Raw genomic sequence first — 18172 nt, 5'->3', positions numbered from 1 at the left:
CTGGTTTAATGCCGTTCCACCCCAAACCCAGACGCCTGATTTGCTGGCGTCAACAGACGGGATACGCTACGTTTGGTGTTACTCTATGTTAAACTACGTAACAGAACAAAGCGATTTTGATCTAGCTGCCTAACTTCGCAGTTCCGTAAATGGTTATCAACCTGCTAACAACACAATATCCTTTCGATGAAAACAACTCTCTTACTCCTTCCGCTCACACTGCTGAGCCTGGGAGTCAACGCCGCACCCAAACCCGGCAAACCAGCCAGAAAAGCCACTGTTATCCAGGGTATTCGGTTCGACGATGATAATGGTGGGCTGAAACTCGCTCCCGGCTTCAGCGCCCTGGTGTTTGCCGACAATATCGGGAAAGCCCGCCACGCAGCCGTCGACCCTACTACAGGTACTGTTTTCGTAAAACTCGAACGCCTGAAAGACGGCAAGGGTCTTGTTCAACTGCGCGACACCAACGGTGATGGCCGGGCCGAAGAAACGGTGATGTTCAGCAACAACACGGGCACAGGAGCCGCCATTGCCAATGGCTACCTCTACGCCTCGTCGGACACATCGGTGTACCGCTACAAACTAACAAACGGTAAGGTAATGGCCGATGCCGTAGCCGAGCCAATCGTGGTAGGCCTTACACTGCAACGCCAGCACGCCAGTAAGTCGCTGGCTATTTCGCCCGACGGTCGTCTGTTTGTGAATTTTGGTGCCCCGTCAAACGCCTGTCAGGAAAAAGATCGGCAACCCGGTTCAAAAGGACAGATGCCCTGCCCTATTCTGGAAAACTACGGCGGTATCTGGCAGTTCGATGCTAACAAGACCAACCAACGGCAAGCCGACGGAAAGCGCTATGCAACGGGCATCCGCAACGCCGTGGCCCTTGACTGGAACACTGTGTCTAACTCGCTGTACGCCTTGCAGCACGGGCGCGACAACCTCAATAACTGGGGTGGCGTTTTCACCGATTCGGTTAGTGCCGAGCTGCCATCTGAAGAATTTTTGATGGTGAAAGAAGGAGCCGATTTCGGCTGGCCCTACTGCTACAATAATCACTACGTGAACAAGAAACTGCTGGCTCCCGAATATGGCGGCGACGGCACCAAACAGGACCTGTGTGCGGGTAAAGAGAAACCCATCATGGCCTTCCCGGCTCACTGGGCACCCAATGACCTATTATTTTATACCGGAAATCAGTTTCCAGCCCGCTACAAAAACGGCGCGTTTGTCTGCTTTCATGGCTCCTGGAACCGTGCACCCCTGATGCAGGGCGGTTATTTTGTTGCCTTCATTCCGTTTGGTAAAGACGGCCGTCCATCGGGAGATTACGAAGTGTTTGCCGAAAACTTCGCGGGTGTTCCCGAGCAGGGCATTCCCGGCAAAAAGGCAAATGCTGGTAAACTTGAATTAGCCAGCCCCGGCTCAGCCAAACACCGCCCGGTAGGACTCGCCCAGGGACCAGATGGCTCGCTCTACATTACCGATTCAGTGAAAGGCACCGTCTGGCGGGTAATGGCTAAAAAGTAAGTTTAGAGTGTCAATCTACAGGTGTCAAATGCTTTACTCATTAATCATCTCGTTAATGAGTAAAGCATTTGACACCTGTAGATTGACACTCTAAACGTAATCTCTCCTACATGGCACCCACCGAACCGAATCCACCCCAGCAAGAAACGCCTGCTTACCACCCCGGTAGCCTGCGCGATGTGTTTACGCCCCGCAACAGGTACCGGGTCACGCCTATTCTGATGCTGCTGAACATCGCCGTGTTTGCCGTAATGGTGTTTTCGGGCGTCAATATCATGAGTCCTACCGGGCAGGATCTGGTTCATTGGGGTGCCAACTACACCACCCTGACGCGGGCCGGAGAACCATGGCGGTTGCTGACAGCCTGTTTCCTGCATATCGGCGTGATTCATCTGGCCGTAAACATGATGTCGCTGCGGTATCTGGGTATGCAGATCGAGCCCTTACTGGGTAGCTGGCGTTTTCTGGTCGCCTACCTGGCCACTGGCCTGACGGGCAGTCTGGGTAGCCTGTGGTGGCATACCGTTGCAGTCAGTGCGGGTGCATCGGGGGCTATTTTTGGCATCGAAGGTGTACTACTGGCATTGGTATTGACCAATCTTTTCACCGACGACGTGCGAAAAGCATTGTTGAAAAGTACACTCTCGGTTGTGGGCATCAACTTATTGATCGGTATCAGCATCGGCGCTGACAATGCCGCTCATATCGGCGGTCTGTTGGGGGGGCTGGTCTGCGGAATGGCCTTTTACCCGGGCATCCGTTCAGAGCTCGGCTGGCCAGTGCCCAACTGGATGACGGCCAAGTGGTTTGCCATTGGTCTGCCCATCGCGATGGTCATAATTACGTCGCTCCTGGTATTCTAGGTACGTTGCCTCTGCTGGTTGTACTGCCAGCACACGACTCGCCTTACTGCAAAAAGCCCTAGTCTGTTTGACGGACCAGGGCTTTGTTGTGATTGATATAAGGTAAACGCCCTAATGACTGTTTTAGTTTACTGTTTGAAAAATAGTTTGATTATTTTTCAAGAAAATTGCATTACAGAGCCTATATTACCGTTTCAACCCAAAAAGAAACAAAAAAATGGGCAACATCAGCCATGCCAACATTGCCCACTTAGTGAATCCCTCCAACACGTTAATGGCTCATGCCAGTCGTGTCTGCTTGTTAATATTCGTCTTCGTTGAAGAAGAAATCATCCTTCGTTGGATAATCTGGCCAGATCTCCTCAATACTTTCATAAGGCTGACCGTCGTCTTCCAGTTCCTGAAGGTTTTCGACCACTTCCAGTGGGGCACCCGACCGGATCGAGAAGTCAATCAGTTCATCTTTAGTGGCAGGCCATGGGGCATCTTCAAGGTAGGATGCTAATTCGAGAGTCCAGTACATAGTAGAAATCTAGCTGATTTGATGTCAATATTTTTGAGGGTGCAAAAGTAAAAAAAATCACTAATGCAATACATTTCCCCTGCTTTTTTTCAGAGGCTGCTTTTGAGCAAGTTATGCCTTAAACGGGTTCGTAGGGGCAATGTTATAAAAACCAACCAATTTTTGTACAGTTAATCTTCACAATCGATTGTACTCTCGTTCTAAAAGCATGACTCATACGCTTCAAAACCAATACCTCCGCGTTGGTATACGCGATCAGGGAGCTGAGCTTACCTCCCTTTTTAACCGGCAAACAAACACGGAACACCTCTGGCAGGCCGACCCGGCCATATGGCCCTGGCACGCGCCTAATTTATTCCCGGTAGTTGGCGGGCAGACCAATGATGAGATCGTAGTGGATGGGCAAACGTACCCAATGAAACGGCACGGATTTGCCCGCACCTCCGACTTTATCTGCACCGAATCGAGCCCGGAATTCGCCTCCTTCGAGTTGCATTCGTCCGAAGCCACAAAAGCCATTTATCCCTACGATTTCATGTTCGAGATTACCTACGAACTCGATGGGCCGGAACTGACCATTACTTATCGGGTAAAAAATAAAGGCACCGACAACATGTTTATGTCAGTTGGTGCGCATCCCGCGTTCAATGTGCCTTTCAAGCCGGGTGAAGACTACACCGATTATTACCTCGAATTCGAGCGCGACGGTTCACTGGAAACCAGCCTGCTCGGGGCCGACGGGTTACTGAATGGTGAGAAGCAACGCATCAGCCTGGACAACCGCCAGTTGAACCTGACGCCCGATCTGTTCAATAATGATGCGTTGGTACTGCTGAGCCTCAAGTCGCGGCAGGTGACCTTAAAGAGCCACAAAAACGACCAGTCGATCCGCATCGATTTCGCCGTTTTCCCTTATCTGGGTATCTGGGCTAAACCAGGTGCTCCGTTTGTCTGCATTGAACCGTGGCTGGGCGTAGCCGATACATCCTCTAAACCCCGCCCCATCGAGGGCAAACAGGGCATTCACCGCATTCGAGCTGGCAACAGCTTCGTGGCGCATTTTTCAATTACGGTGATGTGAGTCAACAGGAGCTCTAACACGGAGCTACACAGAGAACCGCAGAGTTGCACAGAGGTCTATTCCCAAGAGAAAAATACTGACTCTGCGGTTCTCTGTGTAGCTCCGTGTTAGGGCTCCTGTTGACTCACATCACTTTGTCAACTCCTTAAACACCCCCTCCAGGGAGGTTTCCTGCTTGCGGAGGCCAACGAGGATCAGGCCACGATCGGCGGCGAGACGAAAAATGGCAGCCCGCAAATCAATATCAGACGTGGCCGTGAGGCGGTAGTGCCCAAGCTCTAACCGATCAACCGAGAGTACGCCGGGCAACGTACCCAGCACAGCCAAATCGGGCAGGTCGGTCTCAAAATCGGCCAGGTACGTTGCCTGGCTGGTCGAATCAGCCGTTTGACCACGAAGCTGGGCCAATGGGCTATCCGCCACAATTTTGCCTTTATTTATGATGATAACCCGGTCGCAGAGTGCCTCCACCTCCTGCATGATGTGCGTTGAAAAGAGCACCGTTTTATCACGACCTACCGTTTTGATCACCTGCCGAATGTCGGCGAGTTGATTAGGGTCGAGGCCGGTGGTGGGTTCATCGAGGATCAACACGGGCGGGTTGTGCAGGAATGCCTGCGCCAGGCCAACACGCTGGCGGTAGCCTTTCGAGAGCTGGCCAATGCGTTTTCCCTGTTCGTTGGTTAGCCCGACTTGGTCAATCACGTCGGCGATACGCGATTTTAGCGCGCCTCCCCGCATGCCGTGCAGCTCACCCGCAAAGCGCAGGTACTCCTTCACATACAGGTCCAGGTAAAGTGGGTTATGCTCGGGCAGGTAACCTACGCTCCGTCGCACCGCCATTGGATCGGTTTGTATATCGTGGCCGTTGATAAGCACCGTTCCCTCACTAGGCGCGAGGTAGCCGGTAGCAATTTTCATGGTCGTAGACTTTCCGGCTCCGTTTGGCCCCAGAAAGCCAACAATTTCGCCCGGCGAGACCTGAAACGCAATGGTATCTACGGCCCGTTGCTGGCCGTATTGCTTGGAAAGATTGGTGATCTGGATAGACATTTGGCAAAAAAGGGCAAACTCTGCCTATTTTTAACGAATCATGATCTAAAAAAGTAAGCCGACCTCACTACATGAGCGATTCTATTTTCCGCAAAAAGACCGTAACACAAATTTTAAGTGATGCCGCCGACGGTGAATCCAGCAAGATGGTGAAGACACTGGGCGTCCGTGACCTCACTTCGTTCGGGATTGCAGCCATCATTGGTGCCGGTATTTTCAGCACTATCGGCCTGGCCAGCTACAACGGTGGCCCGGCGGTGTCGCTGCTGTTTGTGTTCACGGCCATCGCCTGCGTATTTACGGCGCTCAGTTACGCCCAGTTTGCCAGCACCGTGCCTGTTAGTGGCAGTGCCTACACATATGCGTATGTGGCTTTCGGCGAAATTTTTGCGTGGGTAATCGGTTGGGCGCTCATTCTTGAATATGCTGTCAGCAATATGGTAGTGGCCATTTCGTGGTCTGAATATTTCACCTCGATGCTGAGCGGATTTGGTATCACGTTTCCTAAATATTTCGCTACCGACTACGGCTCGGCCCACCGCGCCTTTGACCTGGTGGAGCAAACCAAACTGGCAGGTACGTCGCTGGATACACTGCCCGAAAACACGCGTGTTCTGGCACAAGCCTGGGCCGATGCACCAACAGTTGGCGATCTCCATTTGATTGCCAACCTCCCCGCCGGAACAATCACGGTGCTGATTACGGCCTTGGTTTACATTGGTATCAAGGAATCACGCGTGGCCAGCAACATCCTGGTGGTGCTGAAACTGGCCGTTATTGCGCTGGTTATTGGGGTTGGTGCCTTTTATGTAAAACCAGCCAACTGGTCGCCGTTTGCGCCCAATGGTGTGGCGGGCGTGCTTAGTGGCGTGGCGTCGGTATTCTTTGCCTTCATTGGCTTCGACTCCATTTCAACTACAGCCGAAGAATGTAAAAACCCGCAACGCGACCTGCCCCGAGCCATGCTCTACTGCCTGGCGATCTGTACGGTTTTATACGTGCTGATTACGCTGGTGCTGACGGGTATGGTGAATTACAAGGAGTTGGGCGTGAGTGATCCGCTGGCGTATGTGTTCCAGAAAGTAAACCTGGATTTTGTAGCGGGCGTCATTTCGGTGAGTGCGGTGGTGGCCATTACCAGTGCGCTGCTCGTGTATCAACTCGGGCAGCCCCGCATCTGGATGACGATGAGCCGCGATGGACTGCTTTGGAAACGCTTCTCAACGATTCATCCGAAGTACAAAACGCCCTCGTTTGCCACCATCGTCACGGGCTTCCTGGTAGCGATACCGTCGCTGTTTATGGACCTTAAATTTTTCGTTGACCTCACCAGTGTAGGTACGTTCTTCGCCTTCATCATGGTTTGCGCGGGCATTCTGTTTTTGGATGCCAAGGGCCTTACGGCGCAGTCGAAGTTCAAGGTCCCGTACATCAATGGCAAGTACATCATTGGTGTGGTGTTACTGTTGGTGATGGCCTACGCGCTTACAACGGGCAACCTGATCCAGACGCTGGAAAGCAAACCGCTACTGATCGTTTTCTGGGGCGTTTGGGCGGTTCTGGCCGTTCAGGGCTTCCGGTATAATTTCTCGTTGCTGCCCGTTATCGGCGTATTGACGAATCTGTACCTGATGACCGAATTGGGGGCCAGTAACTGGCGTATTTTCGGTATCTGGCTGGTCATCGGCCTGGCCATCTATTTCACATACGGGTTCAGAAAAAGCAAACTGGCGTAGTTCCCCCTCACCCACTCGCTATCTCACCGAATCTGCCAGTTTACGCCTAGCTGATAACTATGGTAGCTATTGCTGTAGGGCGTAGTTGAGATCTGAAGCAGATCACGCTGGTAACGCAGGTCGATCGATACTTTCTGGCTAAGCTGATAGTCGGCTCCCAGCATCAGTCCGCTGTTTGTGTGCGGGCTGATGGCCACCGTAGGGCGAGCATCTGACGAGGAAGTACCATTCAGCATAAACGCCAGATAAGGGCCAGCGTACAGGTGCCATCGTTCGGCCGCTTCGTGCCGGAACAATAGCGGCATCTCCAGGTACGTGGCTTCTGTTTGAGAGCCGATAGCCGAACGACCACCAGTGCTGTAGGCCTCGAAGCGGTAGCCGCGTTGGGCGTAGTTTATTTCGCCGCGCATCGCCCAGGTCAGCGATAGCGGGTATTCTGTCCATAGACCGGCAACGAACCGCGTTATATTTCGCGACGACGCGCTCGAACTGCCGTTCTCTCCTACCCGACTTCCCACCAGCCGCACTCCCCATGTCAGCGGCTCGACGGGGCCGTTGCTAATACCCAGCGAATCGCGGGAGATATTGAATCGATAGCTGGTTCGCAGGCCAATGGTTGAGATGGCTTTCTCGTTGGCAGGTAAATACGTTACGGCATTGACACCTACTGTCCAGCGCGGCGAGAGGCGATAATCATATCCCAGAGCGGCCATTGGCACAACCCGACTCTGGTCGGTATACGTCGGCAACGCGTCGTAATAGGTATCAAGGCCCGGCTGCTCGCGGAAGATGCTGTCTATGCTTACTTCCCGCCGTCGTTGCAGCGACAAGCCAGCCTGCACTTTCAGTTGGTGCCGACGGGTAAGTACAGGCAACCAAACGGCCGACAAATCGGTCATACGCTCCTGCCGATTGTAAAAATCGAGCAGGGCGTTTGGGTCCGGCTGCCCGTACCTGTTAGGCTGTGTAGTCAAGGGGTTGTTATTGGACGAGCCACCCCAGCCAAGGCCCAGCGCTACGCCTAACCGGGGCTGAAGGTAAGCCGTCAACTGCTGCCGAACATGCCAGCCATTCCGATACGGAGTTGGTAGCCGAAGGCTCGACACGCCCGTTTCTGCCTCGAATCGGAAAGGCGACTGGGCAAAAGCTGGGTACGTTGCCAGGCAAATGAGGAGAGAAAAGAGAGGTTTCATGAGGCGTAATATTGTCCGAAACTGGTAGAGGCGTGTGGTACCGTAGCTCCAGCTTCGGTAGTCAGTAGTTGATTTATTAGTACCGAAGCTGGAGCTACGGTGCCACGGGACGCCCTAAAACCGGTACCCTGCCTGCAACCCGTACGAACCAAAATCTGGCGTGGCGCGGAGCCAGGGACCAATAGCTAGCCGGTCAGTGGGGAGGAACTGGTAATCGATACTGGCTTGCGGCGTGACGGAGAATCCGTCTCTGTGTGAACCGGCCGTGAGGGTCACCGGTCTGATCACCGTCGTCTGTCCGTTGACCGTTACGGTGCGGTAACTGCCGCTACTACTCACACTACCGCCAACATAAGTCAGTTGGGCGCCGACCGTAAGGCCGATGCGGTGCTGGCGGCTATAGAGCGGTAGCACACGGGCACCGGCAAGCAGCGAGATGGTATTGGTGGCCGAAAACCCACCAGTTTGGAAGGCAGATGTGGCAACTGGTTCAAATCCGCCTAAGCCACGCAGATAAGTCAGCCCTACCGTCCAGCCGAGGCGCGGCCGAATATAGCGGGTGTAGCGATTTTCATAGATGAAGGCGCTGTTGACGTCTTCAAACAGGATGCCCAAACCAACATGAAATTCATTGCGGATAAACGGAATATCGCGTTGAATGCGGGCGTAGGCCTTGTTTTTGCGCGGGGCTGTCAGGTGGCTTTTCAGCGGAAAGAGCTTGTAGCCAATTCCCAGCGACCAATACGCATACCGCTGCCGAAGGGCGTAGGTACGTGCCTGATAGGCAATGCCGTCAATACTTGGCGACAGGCCGGGGTTGTACGTCAGGTCTAGCGTAAGGCCACCGATGTCAGCGCCAATACCCAGTTGTGCTTCAAGCACATTTTGTTTCAGGGCTTTACCGGCAATATCGTTGAGGCGATAATACTCTGCTTCGTACTGAAACCGCTCCCGCATCGACGGGTTTTGTTCGGCCTGTGCCAAAGCTTCCAGCCGGGTGATCTCCGCGGTGTTGTCCCGCTGTTTCCAGTTGTTGGCCACCCCAACCAGACCGGCGCTGAGCCGAAGCCAGGGCAAAGGTTTATAACCTACGATCAGCCGTGCATCGTATCGGCGGGCGCTCGGATACAGCGGTGCCGAAATTGACCGGGACTGAATGTTAATATTGGCGGCGTAACTTTTTCCCTGAATCGCATCCAGTTCGGCGTACCAGCGTGGGCGGTCGTATCGGGCGAAAACGCCCAGCCCACTCATCGTGGCGTCGCCATCGGCTACAGTGCTGATATAGCCGATGGGCAGCAAGGCTTCATCGCCAACGGTCAGCACGCGGCTCAGGCCAAGGTAAGTTTTGGGGCCGAACGACCATTCCTGCGCCATCGACGGAGTAATCAGCAGCAGACAGAGTAGTCCACTCAAGAGGCAGTTCAAACGTGAGTACATGGTTGTGCAGTTAACGATTAACGAAAGCTTTATCACTCTGAATGAGCACGTTGGCGTAGCTGGAACGAATGACCAACTCCACTTTTCGGCCGGGTGGTTCGTAGGTAAACGTCTGCTTGCTGCCGAATTTGCCCAGTTCATCAGTCAGGCCGTCGGGCACCCGGATGTCGGCGTAGGTGGCGATAACGTCATAGCGAAAATCAGTGATGCTTCGGGTCTGGATCGTTGTTTCGGCACGAGCCGCATCGACGGATAGCGCTTTTAACGACTGCGGATTTAGCTGTAAAAGCAGCTTACCGTAGTGGCTGGAGATGCGGCAGGTGCCCCCCAGATCGCGCAGGCTCACATCGGCTTTTTCGGCTTTTAGCGTCAGGACCGCGTCGAGATTTCGGGCGTCAATGTCGCCGTAGCTGGAGGTGACGGTCAGTTTTCCGGCTATGTCATCCAGCGTTAGCTTGCCAAATTCAAATGTCAACGTCACCTCACCCGACAAGCCTCGAAGCGTTATATCACCAAACGAATTGGTTATCGACAGCAGCGCTTTCTCAGGTACGTTCACCTCATAAATCGCTTTCACCTGGCTTTGCACCTTACCTGCCCCCGCCGGAACGGCGATCCTGTTCGACAGCTCGAGCACGTTGCCGGTTGCCTGAAGGGTGTATTGGTGATACGCCACTTCGCGGTCGGCCACGGCGCGGTCGGGGTGTCTGGCCACCAGCCGGAGCCGGATCGACACCGTTGACCGATTCCACGCACGCACCTGAACGTCGGCTTTCTGAGCGTTGAGCCGGATAGTCTGCCCGTCGGTATAAGGCAGGTCTTTTTCGACCACCTTTGTCACCACTTGAACCGGCGTTTGTGCCTGGCTCAGCAATGGAATCCAGAGCAGAAAAAAGGAGAGAATACGGGTCATGATCGCAGGAGCGTGATGAGTTCTTTAGTGACTTCGGCGCGCTGGTTTTCCAGTTTCACCTGCGCCATTACCAGCGCCGGATCATCGCCAAACGTTCGTCGTTCAGCCGCTAGTCGTTGCTGTTCGCTGGTCAGTTCGCCCAGTTGCGCCCGGAGCTCACGGACTTCTGGCTTCTGACATGCCAGAGCGGACTCTTCGCATTGCCGGGCAATGAATTCTTCGGCGCGCTGATCGGCGGTACTTTGTTCGGGTAGTGCTACATCGGTGGGTACTGGCTCCGCCTGCTCCACAGCATATTCAATTCGTTCGGTAGGCAGCGCGGTCATATACCTGAACAGCCACGTACCCAGCAACACCAGGCAGGCCGCCGACACACCAGTGGCCAGCCAAGCCCGCCACCGTGGGGCAATGTGTACCTGACCAGTTTGGCGGCCAAATGGCACTTGCCGGGCCGATTCCGTGGCCGGATGCAGCAACAGGCGCGGCTCTTGCAGCGTGGGGTTGGGCTGGTCGAGCGCCGCGTCGATCCGGTCCCACAGGTCATTTTCCGGCTCAAAATCGGGCAATTCATTGATTACCTGCACGAGTCGCTCGTCGGTATCCAGATCGGCCTCGATCCGGTTCCAGAGGTCGGGCCGGGGTTCATATTCAGGGAGGCGGGTTAAGAGATCGTTCATGAGAGCCGCTGTCTAAGTAATTTCTTCGCGTAGCTCACCTGCGATTTCGACGTCCCCTCGGCAATTCCCAGCATCGTGGCGACTTCGTGGTGCATGTACCCCTCCACTTCCACCAGCAAAAAAATGGTGCGTGCCCCATCGGGCAACGAACGGATAGCTGCGTCCAGCTCCGCACCCGTCATGGTGTCGGGTAAAGCAGCAGGCTGGTCATGACGGGTTTCGTCGATCGTTTCGAAGCGGCCTTCGAGTTGCTGTTTGCGAATGGCCTGCCGGACTACAATCGTTTTGATCCACGCTCCCAGTGTTGACCGGAAACTAAACTGACGCAGGTTTTTGAATACTTCGACAAAGGCGTCCTGCAACACATCGTGCGCATGATCAGCGTCGTTGGTGATCCGGTAGGCAGTCGAATACATCGCCCGTTTATACCGGTCATAAAGCGTTCGTTGCGCCGCCCGTCGCTCAACCACCAGTTCGCCAAGGCATTGGTCGACTAGATCACGTTCAGATATGTCGGGTAAAGTGGCCAGGCGAAACATGGTTTTCAGCGGTCCGGCGTTCCGGTGCTACACGACAAAGTGCAGCCCGACCATCAATTGGTTGGAAAGGGGATTGAAAAAAGTTTACTGTTTGCTGTTGCGGTGTCAAGTGCTTCGCGTGCGGGCTACCCCCCCCCCTGAAGGGGGCTAAAGCTCCGCGACGTTGTGTTGCAGCGCAATAGCCCCCTTCAGGGGGGTGGGGGTAGCCCGCACGCGAAGCACCTTGCAACCCTGAGCCCTGAAACTTCCTTCTACTTCTTCCCGAAGATCAGCACGTGTTGCTGGGGGAGGCGGCTATCGTTTTTCAGGAGTTTGAGACCAATGGCGGTCATTTCGCGGGTGGCCTGCATCACGCTCATTTTATGATGCTCCTTGATGGGTACGTTCGGATCTTCGGCGCGGTATTCAACCAGCACGATCCGGCCGCCGGGCTTCAGCGACCTAGCCAGGGCGATGCCCATTTCGCGAGGATTCGAGAATTCGTGGTAGGCATCGACCATCAGAGCCAGGTCCACGCTGTTGGCGGGTAGTTTGGGGTCGGTGATTGTGCCGAGGACTGGCTCTACGTTCGTGAGATTTTCCTTCTTCTTCCCGTCGTTGAGGTACTCGATCATCTCGGGCTGAATATCTACCGCCAGCACTTTACCCTGCGGCACCGCCCGCGCCAGCCGAAAGCTGAAATAGCCGGTTCCGGCACCAATGTCAGCCACTACGTCAGTTGGTTTCAGGGCGAGCGCGTCCAGCAATAAATCGGTACGTTCTTCCTGCTGCCGCTCGGGACGTTCGAGCCATTCGGCACCCAGATGACCCATTACCTGCGAAATTTCCCGGCCCAGGTACGTTCGGCCAATTCCATCGTAGGCAGGCGTTTTTTCGGCGTAAAAACTCGTCTGCTGGGTTTTCGGTGGCGTGCTGTCAGTTTTAGCCGTTGTCTGGTTAGCTGACTGTGGCCGGTTGCAGGCAGTCAGGCCGATAAGAAGGACGCAAAGAAAGTTTGGTCGCATGGGTCGTTAGGGGGTGATCCTGTAAAGTATGCTTCTCTGGTATTGCTGACACATACTCTACTAAACCACCTATACACGAGCTTGTTCAGCCGTTAAAACCATTCTTCCTAAACCGATTACGTATACATTATTTTAACAACTATACTTGTGGCATGAACACGTACCAACCCGGTCTGCACTTGCTGGCTACGTTTGAGGCCCCCATTAACCGGCTGACCGACGTTGAAGCGTGCCGTGCGGTATTTGACCGACTTATTGCGGAACTGGGGCTGACAAAGGTGGGCGAGGTGTATCATTCCTTCGAAAATAGCGGGTTTACGGCGGTGGTTTGCCTGACCGAATCGCACGTGTCAATTCATACCTGGCCCGAATTTGGCCGCGCTACATTCGACGTGTTCCTATCGAATTACCTGCGCGATAATTCTGGCAAAGTGCGTACGTTTTATGCCGATACCCTGCGGGCCTTTGCGGGTACAGAACTTACCCTTCAGACCGTCAGCCGATGACCGACTCGCTACCTACCAACGCCCAGCCCTGGCCAACACCCGACACGGTTACCTGCCCCAACTGCCAGCATGAATTGACGTATTACGACCCCAACAGTTCGTTTTATGCCTGCCCCGCTTGCCATGCTTTCTTCAAAGCGGAGTATGAGCAAAGGCCGCAGATCATTCAGAAGGCCAGTAACGCTACGCCGGGCGGGGGACCTCCCGTTCTGGCGATTGGCTCGGAAGGTTACCTGCGGGGCGAGTGGGTACGTGTCACGGGCTACATGCTGAAGCAGGAAAAAGGCACCTCGTATCGGTGGCGCGAGTATATGTTGCTGCTAAAAGACGGCACTCCCCGCCAGCTTGCCGAGTTTAACGGGCACTGGATGTGGATTGAACCGGCTGCCAATCCCTACACCATTTCAGTTCATAACGGCAAATCATATGTGATCAACAATGCAGGCGACGACTACCGAATCTATGCCCGTTACACAGCCGAACTACTGAACGCCATTGGCGAGTTCGACTGGAATATTCTGGAAGACGAACGGCTGACCATTGAAGAATACATTGCGCCACCCCGGATGCTGGTCAATGAGAAAAACAGTGTTCAGAATGAGTGGTACGAAGCGGACTACCTAACCGGAAAAGAGGTTGCCAAGGCATTCGATATTGCCCTCGACAAGCTACCCGACACCTACGGTGTAGGCGCTATTCAGCCGAACACGTTTGCCGAAAAGTGGCCGGTTATCCTTCGCCTGACCTTGCTGGCGGCGATAGTGGCAATCGGTATTCACGTTATCAACATTGGCTTTCGCCCGTCGAGCACCGTTCATCAGGAGACCCTTTCTACGATAGCGCTGGTCCCTGCTACGGGGTACGATGCCAATCAACGGGCAATCGATTCGGCAACGATCGCCCAGACGCAGCCGACTCCAAAAATGGTACGTACCCAGTCGTTTACTGTCAAAGGTCCAACGGCACTTGATCTTGAATTCAAGGCTGACGTGAACAACACGTGGGTTGAATTTGCTACCGAACTGGTGAATGAACAGACCAATCAGCGTTACATCTTTACCGAAGCCGTTGAATATTATCATGGGTATGAAGGCGGTGAAAGCTGGAGCGAAGGCGGCACCGAAAACTCGGCTACCCTATCGAAAATCCCGTCGGGCCAGTATCATGTAGAGATAACGCCCTACACCCAATATGGGCAGCAACTCTCTTTTTCGGTGAAAGTGGGGCAAAACACGTCATTGATCAGCAATGTATTTCTGATTCTTGGGCTGCTGGCTATTTACCCGATTTACCTGCTTTTTCGCCGGAGTGGCTTCGAGAATTTACGCTGGTCGCAGAGCGATTTTGGACCGAAAGAAGAAGAATAATCATGCTACCAAAAATCATCACCGCTATCACGAAATCACCGATCTACTTCGGGTGCCTCCTCTTATTGCTGGGCTTTTTTGCCTGGTCTGAATTTACAGGCAACCGACTAATCGGCGACGATAAGTACGAGACCGAACAACACGGCTACGGCTCCGGTTCAACGGGGCGGGGCTATCACCGTGGACGAAGCAGCTTTTATCATAAATAACTCCCTTTTCGTATGGAATACCTCAACCAGAAGGCCATCATCGCCTCGATTGTGTACTCATTGATTGGCATCGTGATTCTGATTATCTCGTTTGTAGCGATCGAAAAACTAGCTCCCGAAAACCTCTGGAAAAAGATCGTCGATGAGCAGAATGTAGCCCTGGCTATCATGGCGGCGGGTTTTATGCTGGCGGTGGCCTTCATTGTCGGTATGGCGTCGCATGGTTGACCAGCCAACACGGTCGGGGAGCGGGCGGAGTAGATCGGTGGCCGATGGCGAGGCGTCGCGGCAGTGGCTGTTGCTACTGTCTGTCTTTGTCATTGCCACCTGCGGACTCATCTACGAACTCATCGCAGGTACGTTGGCCAGTTACCTCCTGGGCGACTCCGTCACGCAATTTTCAACCATCATCGGCACGTACCTGTTTGCCATGGGCGTGGGTTCGTGGCTGTCCAACAAGCTCGATGGGAACCTGCTACGCTGGTTCCTGCGCATCGAAATACTGGTGGGACTGGTCGGCGGGTTCAGCGCCCCGTTGCTGTTCGTCCTGTTTGAATATGTGGTCTCTTTCCGGCTGGTCCTCTACACACTGGTCGGGTTGACGGGCGTACTGGTGGGCCTCGAAATTCCGCTGCTCATGCGTATCCTCGAACACCGCGTAGCCTTCCGCGACCTGGTTTCGCGCGTGTTCACCTTCGACTACATCGGCGCACTACTGGCCTCGCTGATTTTCCCCCTGGTGCTGGTGCCCATGCTGGGTCTGGTGCGCACTTCGCTGCTGTTTGGCCTGCTCAACGTAGGCGTGGCGGTCTGGCTGCTGCTCCGTTTTTCCGAAACCCGCCCGTTCAGATCGGGCCTCCTGACGGCCGCTGGCTTGGCGGCGCTGGCTTTGCTGGCTGGCTTTGCCGGGGCCGAACGAATCATGGGCTTTGCGGAAGCGGCCACCTATCAAAGTTCTGTCATCTACAGCAAAAGCACACCGTATCAGCGTATTGTGCTGACCCGCAACGCCCGCGATCTGCGGCTGTTTTTGAACGGCAATCTACAGTTTAGCTCGGCCGACGAATACCGCTACCACGAGGCGCTGGTGCATCCGGCCATGCAGGCTAATCCCACAGCCAAACGCGTGCTGGTGCTCGGCGGCGGCGATGGGCTGGCCGTTCGTGAATTGCTTCGCTATCAACAGGTAAGCACGATAAAGCTGGTTGACCTGGACCCCGGCATGACGCGTCTTTTTCAGGAAAACACCTTGCTAACCAGCCTCAACAAACGCGCGTTGTTATCGTCAAAAGTGCAGGTTATCAATGCCGATGCCTACGGATGGGTACGTTCCGACACAGCCCGGTACGATGTGGTGATCGTTGACTTTCCTGACCCCTCAAATTACTCGATCGGCAAATTGTACAGCACCGCTTTTTACCGCGAACTAACCCGGCGACTGGCTCCGGGCGCGGTAGTTGTGGTGCAGTCTACCTCGCCGTTTCTGGCGCGGCGGTCCTTTTGGTGTGTGGTGCATAGCATGCAGGCTGAGGGCTTTCAGACGTTGCCGTACCATGCCTACGTACCGTCGTTTGGCGAGTGGGGTTTTGTGTTGGCTTCACTCACCGACACCCCCCGGCCACGTACCCAAACCGTACCGCCCGGCCTCCGCTTCATCGACGCTAACAGCTTGCGCCGCCTTCGCGATTTCCCACCCGACATGGCCGAAGTCCCCACCGACCTCAATAAACTCAATAACCAGTCGCTGGTGCAGTATTTTGAAGAAGACTGGGGTGACGCCGGTCAGTAACGCTATGAACCGACGCCGATTTATACAGACTACCGCGCTGGGACTTAGCGCTTTTACGGTGCCACCTTTGTTGCCGGGCTGTACGTCGGCGGGCGGTGCATCAGGTACGTCGGCAGCAGACTATGACTGGGGAAACGTACCTGGCCAACTGGCAGGGCCAAATGCGAAAGCAGGGCATTGGCTACGTCAGACGCTGACACCCGCTACGGCCGTTGAACCGGCGATTTATGACGTTCTGATCATTGGTGGGGGCATAGCAGGCTTGTCGGCCCGGCGGTGGTTATGGCGGCAAGGCATTCGCCATACCCTTTTACTGGAACTGGAAGCGCGACCCGGCGGCAATTCGGCCAGTGGCCGGAACAGCGTGTCGGCATATCCCCTAGGGGCGCATTACCTGCCTGTACCCGACGTTCGTCATACGGAACTGATTGATTTTCTGCGCGAAACAGGCACCATAACCGGCTTTACTGCGAATAACCTGCCAGTCTACAATGATTATCACCTCTGTCACGACCCTGAAGAGCGGCTTTTCCTGGACGGTCGCTGGCAGGATGGCCTGATTCCAAATGAGGGAATTCCCGACGACGACCGGCGGCAGATCGCCCGATTTCTAACGCTGATCGAAACGCTAAAAAAAGCCAAAGGAGCCGACGGCCACGATGCCTTCGCCATTCCCCTCGACCGTTCCTCTACCGACCCGGCCTATCGGCAGCTCGACACTATCACGATGACCCAGTGGCTGGACGATCAACAATTCACCTCGCCTTATCTGCGCTGGTACATCACCTACAGTTGCAAAGACGATTACGGCAGCACCCCCGATCAAACGTCGGCCTGGGCGGGGCTGCATTACTTCGCCTCTCGAAAAGGGACCGGCGTTGATGCCAGTGGCGAGCCGCTCACGTCGGCGGTGCTGACCTGGCCCGAAGGCAACGGTTTTTTGATGAATGACCTTCGTAAGCAGGCCGACGCGCCCATCCGGTCGCAAAGCGTCGCCTATTCGATTGATCTTGCCGATACCGGCCTCGTTCGTGTATCAGTAACAAACGTACATACAGGCAACCAAACGGTGATTCGGGCCCGAAAGGTGCTACTGGCAGTTCCGCAGTTTGTGGCAAGTCGGCTGCTGGCGAGCGTTGAGCCAAACCGAACCGCCACCGGATTTCACTATGCGCCCTGGGTGGTAGTGAATCTGACCGTCGATGCCTTGCCACAAACCGCTGGCAAATCACTTTGCTGGGATAACGTGCTGTATGGTGCAGAATCAGTTGGGTACGTGTCGGCCAATCACCAGCACCTGACCGACAATCCCCAGCGGGTATTGACTGTTTACCGGCCATTGACGGGCAATGATTCCGCTCAGGTACGTCGGCGCGCGTATCAAACTACCCGCGAAGAATGGCTCAGGCAAACAGTGAAGGAGTTGGAAGTGGCGCATCCGGGCCTGTCAGACCATATCCGTCAGGCTGATGTGTGGGTATGGGGCCACGGCATGATTTCGCCCACGCCCGGTTTCGTGTGGGGCGAGGCAAGACAGCAGGCACGTCGGCCTATTCAAAACCGTATTCATTTCGCGCACAGTGACTTAAGTGGTATTTCTATTTTTGAAGAAGCCTTCTCGCAGGGCATCCGTGCGGCGCGGGAGATGCTGGATGGTGGTAGTACTATCAGTAAACGTATCCGTTGATTCAATAGCAGCCAGCGACCACTTTTGCCATCCCTCCTTGCGTCGGGATGACAAAAAACTCC

18 protein-coding genes are annotated in these 18172 nt (G+C 54.6%); 10 read left to right on the top strand and 8 right to left on the bottom strand.

Annotation, left to right across the window (positions count from 1 at the left end):
* The first annotated feature begins 186 nt into the window (after positions 1-186).
* Positions 187-1530, top strand: a complete 1344-nt coding sequence (locus ACFE8Q_RS03305; RefSeq protein WP_375443927.1) for a PQQ-dependent sugar dehydrogenase — start codon at positions 187-189, stop codon at positions 1528-1530.
* A 110-nt stretch (positions 1531-1640) separates the two neighbouring features.
* The gene (locus ACFE8Q_RS03300) at positions 1641-2393 is read left to right on the top strand and encodes a rhomboid family intramembrane serine protease (protein ID WP_375443926.1); all 753 of its coding nucleotides are present in this window, start codon (positions 1641-1643) and stop codon (positions 2391-2393) included.
* Between the two features lie 301 nt (positions 2394-2694).
* Here ACFE8Q_RS03300 and ACFE8Q_RS03295 read toward each other — a convergent pair whose 3' ends face one another.
* Positions 2695-2916 (bottom strand): DUF2795 domain-containing protein, encoded by a 222-nt coding sequence (locus tag ACFE8Q_RS03295; protein WP_015329640.1) that lies wholly within the window; start codon positions 2914-2916, stop codon positions 2695-2697.
* Between the two features lie 208 nt (positions 2917-3124).
* On the opposite strand from ACFE8Q_RS03295, the gene ACFE8Q_RS03290 reads away from it, so the two are divergent.
* Complete coding sequence (locus tag ACFE8Q_RS03290; RefSeq protein WP_375443925.1) at positions 3125-3997, top strand: aldose 1-epimerase family protein; 873 nt, start codon at positions 3125-3127, stop codon at positions 3995-3997.
* A 129-nt stretch (positions 3998-4126) separates the two neighbouring features.
* Here the strand turns inward: ACFE8Q_RS03290 and gldA are convergent, their stop codons facing one another.
* The gene (gene gldA, locus ACFE8Q_RS03285) at positions 4127-5050 is read right to left on the bottom strand and encodes a gliding motility-associated ABC transporter ATP-binding subunit GldA (RefSeq protein ID WP_375443924.1); all 924 of its coding nucleotides are present in this window, start codon (positions 5048-5050) and stop codon (positions 4127-4129) included.
* Between the two features lie 71 nt (positions 5051-5121).
* On the opposite strand from gldA, the gene ACFE8Q_RS03280 reads away from it, so the two are divergent.
* On the top strand, positions 5122-6786 hold the full coding sequence (locus tag ACFE8Q_RS03280; RefSeq protein WP_375443923.1) for an amino acid permease: 1665 nt from the start codon (positions 5122-5124) through the stop codon (positions 6784-6786).
* Positions 6787-6809: 23 nt separating this feature from the next.
* Here ACFE8Q_RS03280 and ACFE8Q_RS03275 read toward each other — a convergent pair whose 3' ends face one another.
* The 6 genes from ACFE8Q_RS03275 to ACFE8Q_RS03250 form a co-directional block, all read right to left on the bottom strand.
* Positions 6810-7979: a porin family protein gene (locus tag ACFE8Q_RS03275; protein WP_375443922.1), complete on the bottom strand. Its 1170-nt coding sequence runs from the start codon at positions 7977-7979 to the stop codon at positions 6810-6812.
* A gap of 114 nt (positions 7980-8093) precedes the next feature.
* Entirely contained in the window at positions 8094-9419 is a 1326-nt protein-coding gene (locus ACFE8Q_RS03270) for a hypothetical protein (RefSeq protein ID WP_375443921.1), read from the bottom strand.
* A 10-nt stretch (positions 9420-9429) separates the two neighbouring features.
* Positions 9430-10332 carry a DUF4097 family beta strand repeat-containing protein gene (locus tag ACFE8Q_RS03265; protein WP_375443920.1) on the bottom strand — a complete coding sequence of 301 codons (903 nt, stop codon included), beginning with the start codon at positions 10330-10332 and terminating at the stop codon, positions 9430-9432.
* Positions 10329-11009, bottom strand: a complete 681-nt coding sequence (locus ACFE8Q_RS03260; protein ID WP_375443919.1) for a hypothetical protein — start codon at positions 11007-11009, stop codon at positions 10329-10331. Before ACFE8Q_RS03260 ends, ACFE8Q_RS03265 begins: the two co-directional genes overlap by 4 nt.
* Positions 11006-11548 carry an RNA polymerase sigma factor gene (locus ACFE8Q_RS03255; RefSeq protein WP_375443918.1) on the bottom strand — a complete coding sequence of 181 codons (543 nt, stop codon included), beginning with the start codon at positions 11546-11548 and terminating at the stop codon, positions 11006-11008. Before ACFE8Q_RS03255 ends, ACFE8Q_RS03260 begins: the two co-directional genes overlap by 4 nt.
* A gap of 251 nt (positions 11549-11799) precedes the next feature.
* Positions 11800-12552: a class I SAM-dependent methyltransferase gene (locus tag ACFE8Q_RS03250; RefSeq protein ID WP_375443917.1), complete on the bottom strand. Its 753-nt coding sequence runs from the start codon at positions 12550-12552 to the stop codon at positions 11800-11802.
* Between the two features lie 152 nt (positions 12553-12704).
* Here ACFE8Q_RS03250 and ACFE8Q_RS03245 point away from each other — a divergent pair, with 152 nt between their 5' ends.
* Genes ACFE8Q_RS03245 through ACFE8Q_RS03220 form a run of 6 tightly spaced genes read left to right on the top strand, consistent with a single transcriptional unit; the run spans position 12705 to position 18110 of the window.
* Positions 12705-13058, top strand: coding sequence for an S-adenosylmethionine decarboxylase family protein (locus tag ACFE8Q_RS03245; RefSeq protein ID WP_375443916.1), 354 nt, complete (start codon positions 12705-12707; stop codon positions 13056-13058).
* Positions 13055-14425, top strand: coding sequence for a DUF4178 domain-containing protein (locus ACFE8Q_RS03240; RefSeq protein ID WP_375443915.1), 1371 nt, complete (start codon positions 13055-13057; stop codon positions 14423-14425). Before ACFE8Q_RS03245 ends, ACFE8Q_RS03240 begins: the two co-directional genes overlap by 4 nt.
* 2 nt (positions 14426-14427) lie before the next feature.
* Positions 14428-14634: a hypothetical protein gene (locus ACFE8Q_RS03235; RefSeq protein ID WP_375443914.1), complete on the top strand. Its 207-nt coding sequence runs from the start codon at positions 14428-14430 to the stop codon at positions 14632-14634.
* 12 nt (positions 14635-14646) lie between these two features.
* Positions 14647-14862 (top strand): DUF350 domain-containing protein, encoded by a 216-nt coding sequence (locus ACFE8Q_RS03230; RefSeq protein ID WP_375443913.1) that lies wholly within the window; start codon positions 14647-14649, stop codon positions 14860-14862.
* Positions 14855-16423: a polyamine aminopropyltransferase gene (locus ACFE8Q_RS03225; protein WP_375443912.1), complete on the top strand. Its 1569-nt coding sequence runs from the start codon at positions 14855-14857 to the stop codon at positions 16421-16423. The genes ACFE8Q_RS03230 and ACFE8Q_RS03225 overlap by 8 nt, the downstream gene beginning before the upstream one ends.
* Before the next feature lie 4 nt (positions 16424-16427).
* Positions 16428-18110, top strand: a complete 1683-nt coding sequence (locus ACFE8Q_RS03220; protein WP_375443911.1) for an FAD-dependent oxidoreductase — start codon at positions 16428-16430, stop codon at positions 18108-18110.
* The last annotated feature ends 62 nt before the right edge of the window (positions 18111-18172 follow it).

Source organism: uncultured Fibrella sp., from assembly GCF_964250085.1.
In the GTDB taxonomy this organism is placed as follows: Bacteria; Bacteroidota; Bacteroidia; order Cytophagales; family Spirosomataceae; genus Fibrella.
The sequence above is the reverse complement of the archived record's forward strand: the minus strand, read 5'-3'. Positions and strand labels throughout refer to the sequence as shown.

Coding starts and splice junctions, on each gene's coding strand:
- ACFE8Q_RS03270 (WP_375443921.1), bottom strand. CDS start 9,419: ATGTACTCACGTTTGAACTGCCTCTTGAGTGGACTACTCTGTCTGCTG.
- gldA (WP_375443924.1), bottom strand. CDS start 5,050: ATGTCTATCCAGATCACCAATCTTTCCAAGCAATACGGCCAGCAACGG.
- ACFE8Q_RS03290 (WP_375443925.1), top strand. CDS start 3,125: ATGACTCATACGCTTCAAAACCAATACCTCCGCGTTGGTATACGCGAT.
- ACFE8Q_RS03225 (WP_375443912.1), top strand. CDS start 14,855: ATGGTTGACCAGCCAACACGGTCGGGGAGCGGGCGGAGTAGATCGGTG.
- ACFE8Q_RS03235 (WP_375443914.1), top strand. CDS start 14,428: ATGCTACCAAAAATCATCACCGCTATCACGAAATCACCGATCTACTTC.
- ACFE8Q_RS03265 (WP_375443920.1), bottom strand. CDS start 10,332: ATGACCCGTATTCTCTCCTTTTTTCTGCTCTGGATTCCATTGCTGAGC.
- ACFE8Q_RS03280 (WP_375443923.1), top strand. CDS start 5,122: ATGAGCGATTCTATTTTCCGCAAAAAGACCGTAACACAAATTTTAAGT.
- ACFE8Q_RS03260 (WP_375443919.1), bottom strand. CDS start 11,009: ATGAACGATCTCTTAACCCGCCTCCCTGAATATGAACCCCGGCCCGAC.
- ACFE8Q_RS03295 (WP_015329640.1), bottom strand. CDS start 2,916: ATGTACTGGACTCTCGAATTAGCATCCTACCTTGAAGATGCCCCATGG.
- ACFE8Q_RS03220 (WP_375443911.1), top strand. CDS start 16,428: ATGAACCGACGCCGATTTATACAGACTACCGCGCTGGGACTTAGCGCT.
- ACFE8Q_RS03305 (WP_375443927.1), top strand. CDS start 187: ATGAAAACAACTCTCTTACTCCTTCCGCTCACACTGCTGAGCCTGGGA.
- ACFE8Q_RS03300 (WP_375443926.1), top strand. CDS start 1,641: ATGGCACCCACCGAACCGAATCCACCCCAGCAAGAAACGCCTGCTTAC.
- ACFE8Q_RS03275 (WP_375443922.1), bottom strand. CDS start 7,979: ATGAAACCTCTCTTTTCTCTCCTCATTTGCCTGGCAACGTACCCAGCT.
- ACFE8Q_RS03250 (WP_375443917.1), bottom strand. CDS start 12,552: ATGCGACCAAACTTTCTTTGCGTCCTTCTTATCGGCCTGACTGCCTGC.
- ACFE8Q_RS03255 (WP_375443918.1), bottom strand. CDS start 11,548: ATGTTTCGCCTGGCCACTTTACCCGACATATCTGAACGTGATCTAGTC.
- ACFE8Q_RS03240 (WP_375443915.1), top strand. CDS start 13,055: ATGACCGACTCGCTACCTACCAACGCCCAGCCCTGGCCAACACCCGAC.
- ACFE8Q_RS03230 (WP_375443913.1), top strand. CDS start 14,647: ATGGAATACCTCAACCAGAAGGCCATCATCGCCTCGATTGTGTACTCA.
- ACFE8Q_RS03245 (WP_375443916.1), top strand. CDS start 12,705: ATGAACACGTACCAACCCGGTCTGCACTTGCTGGCTACGTTTGAGGCC.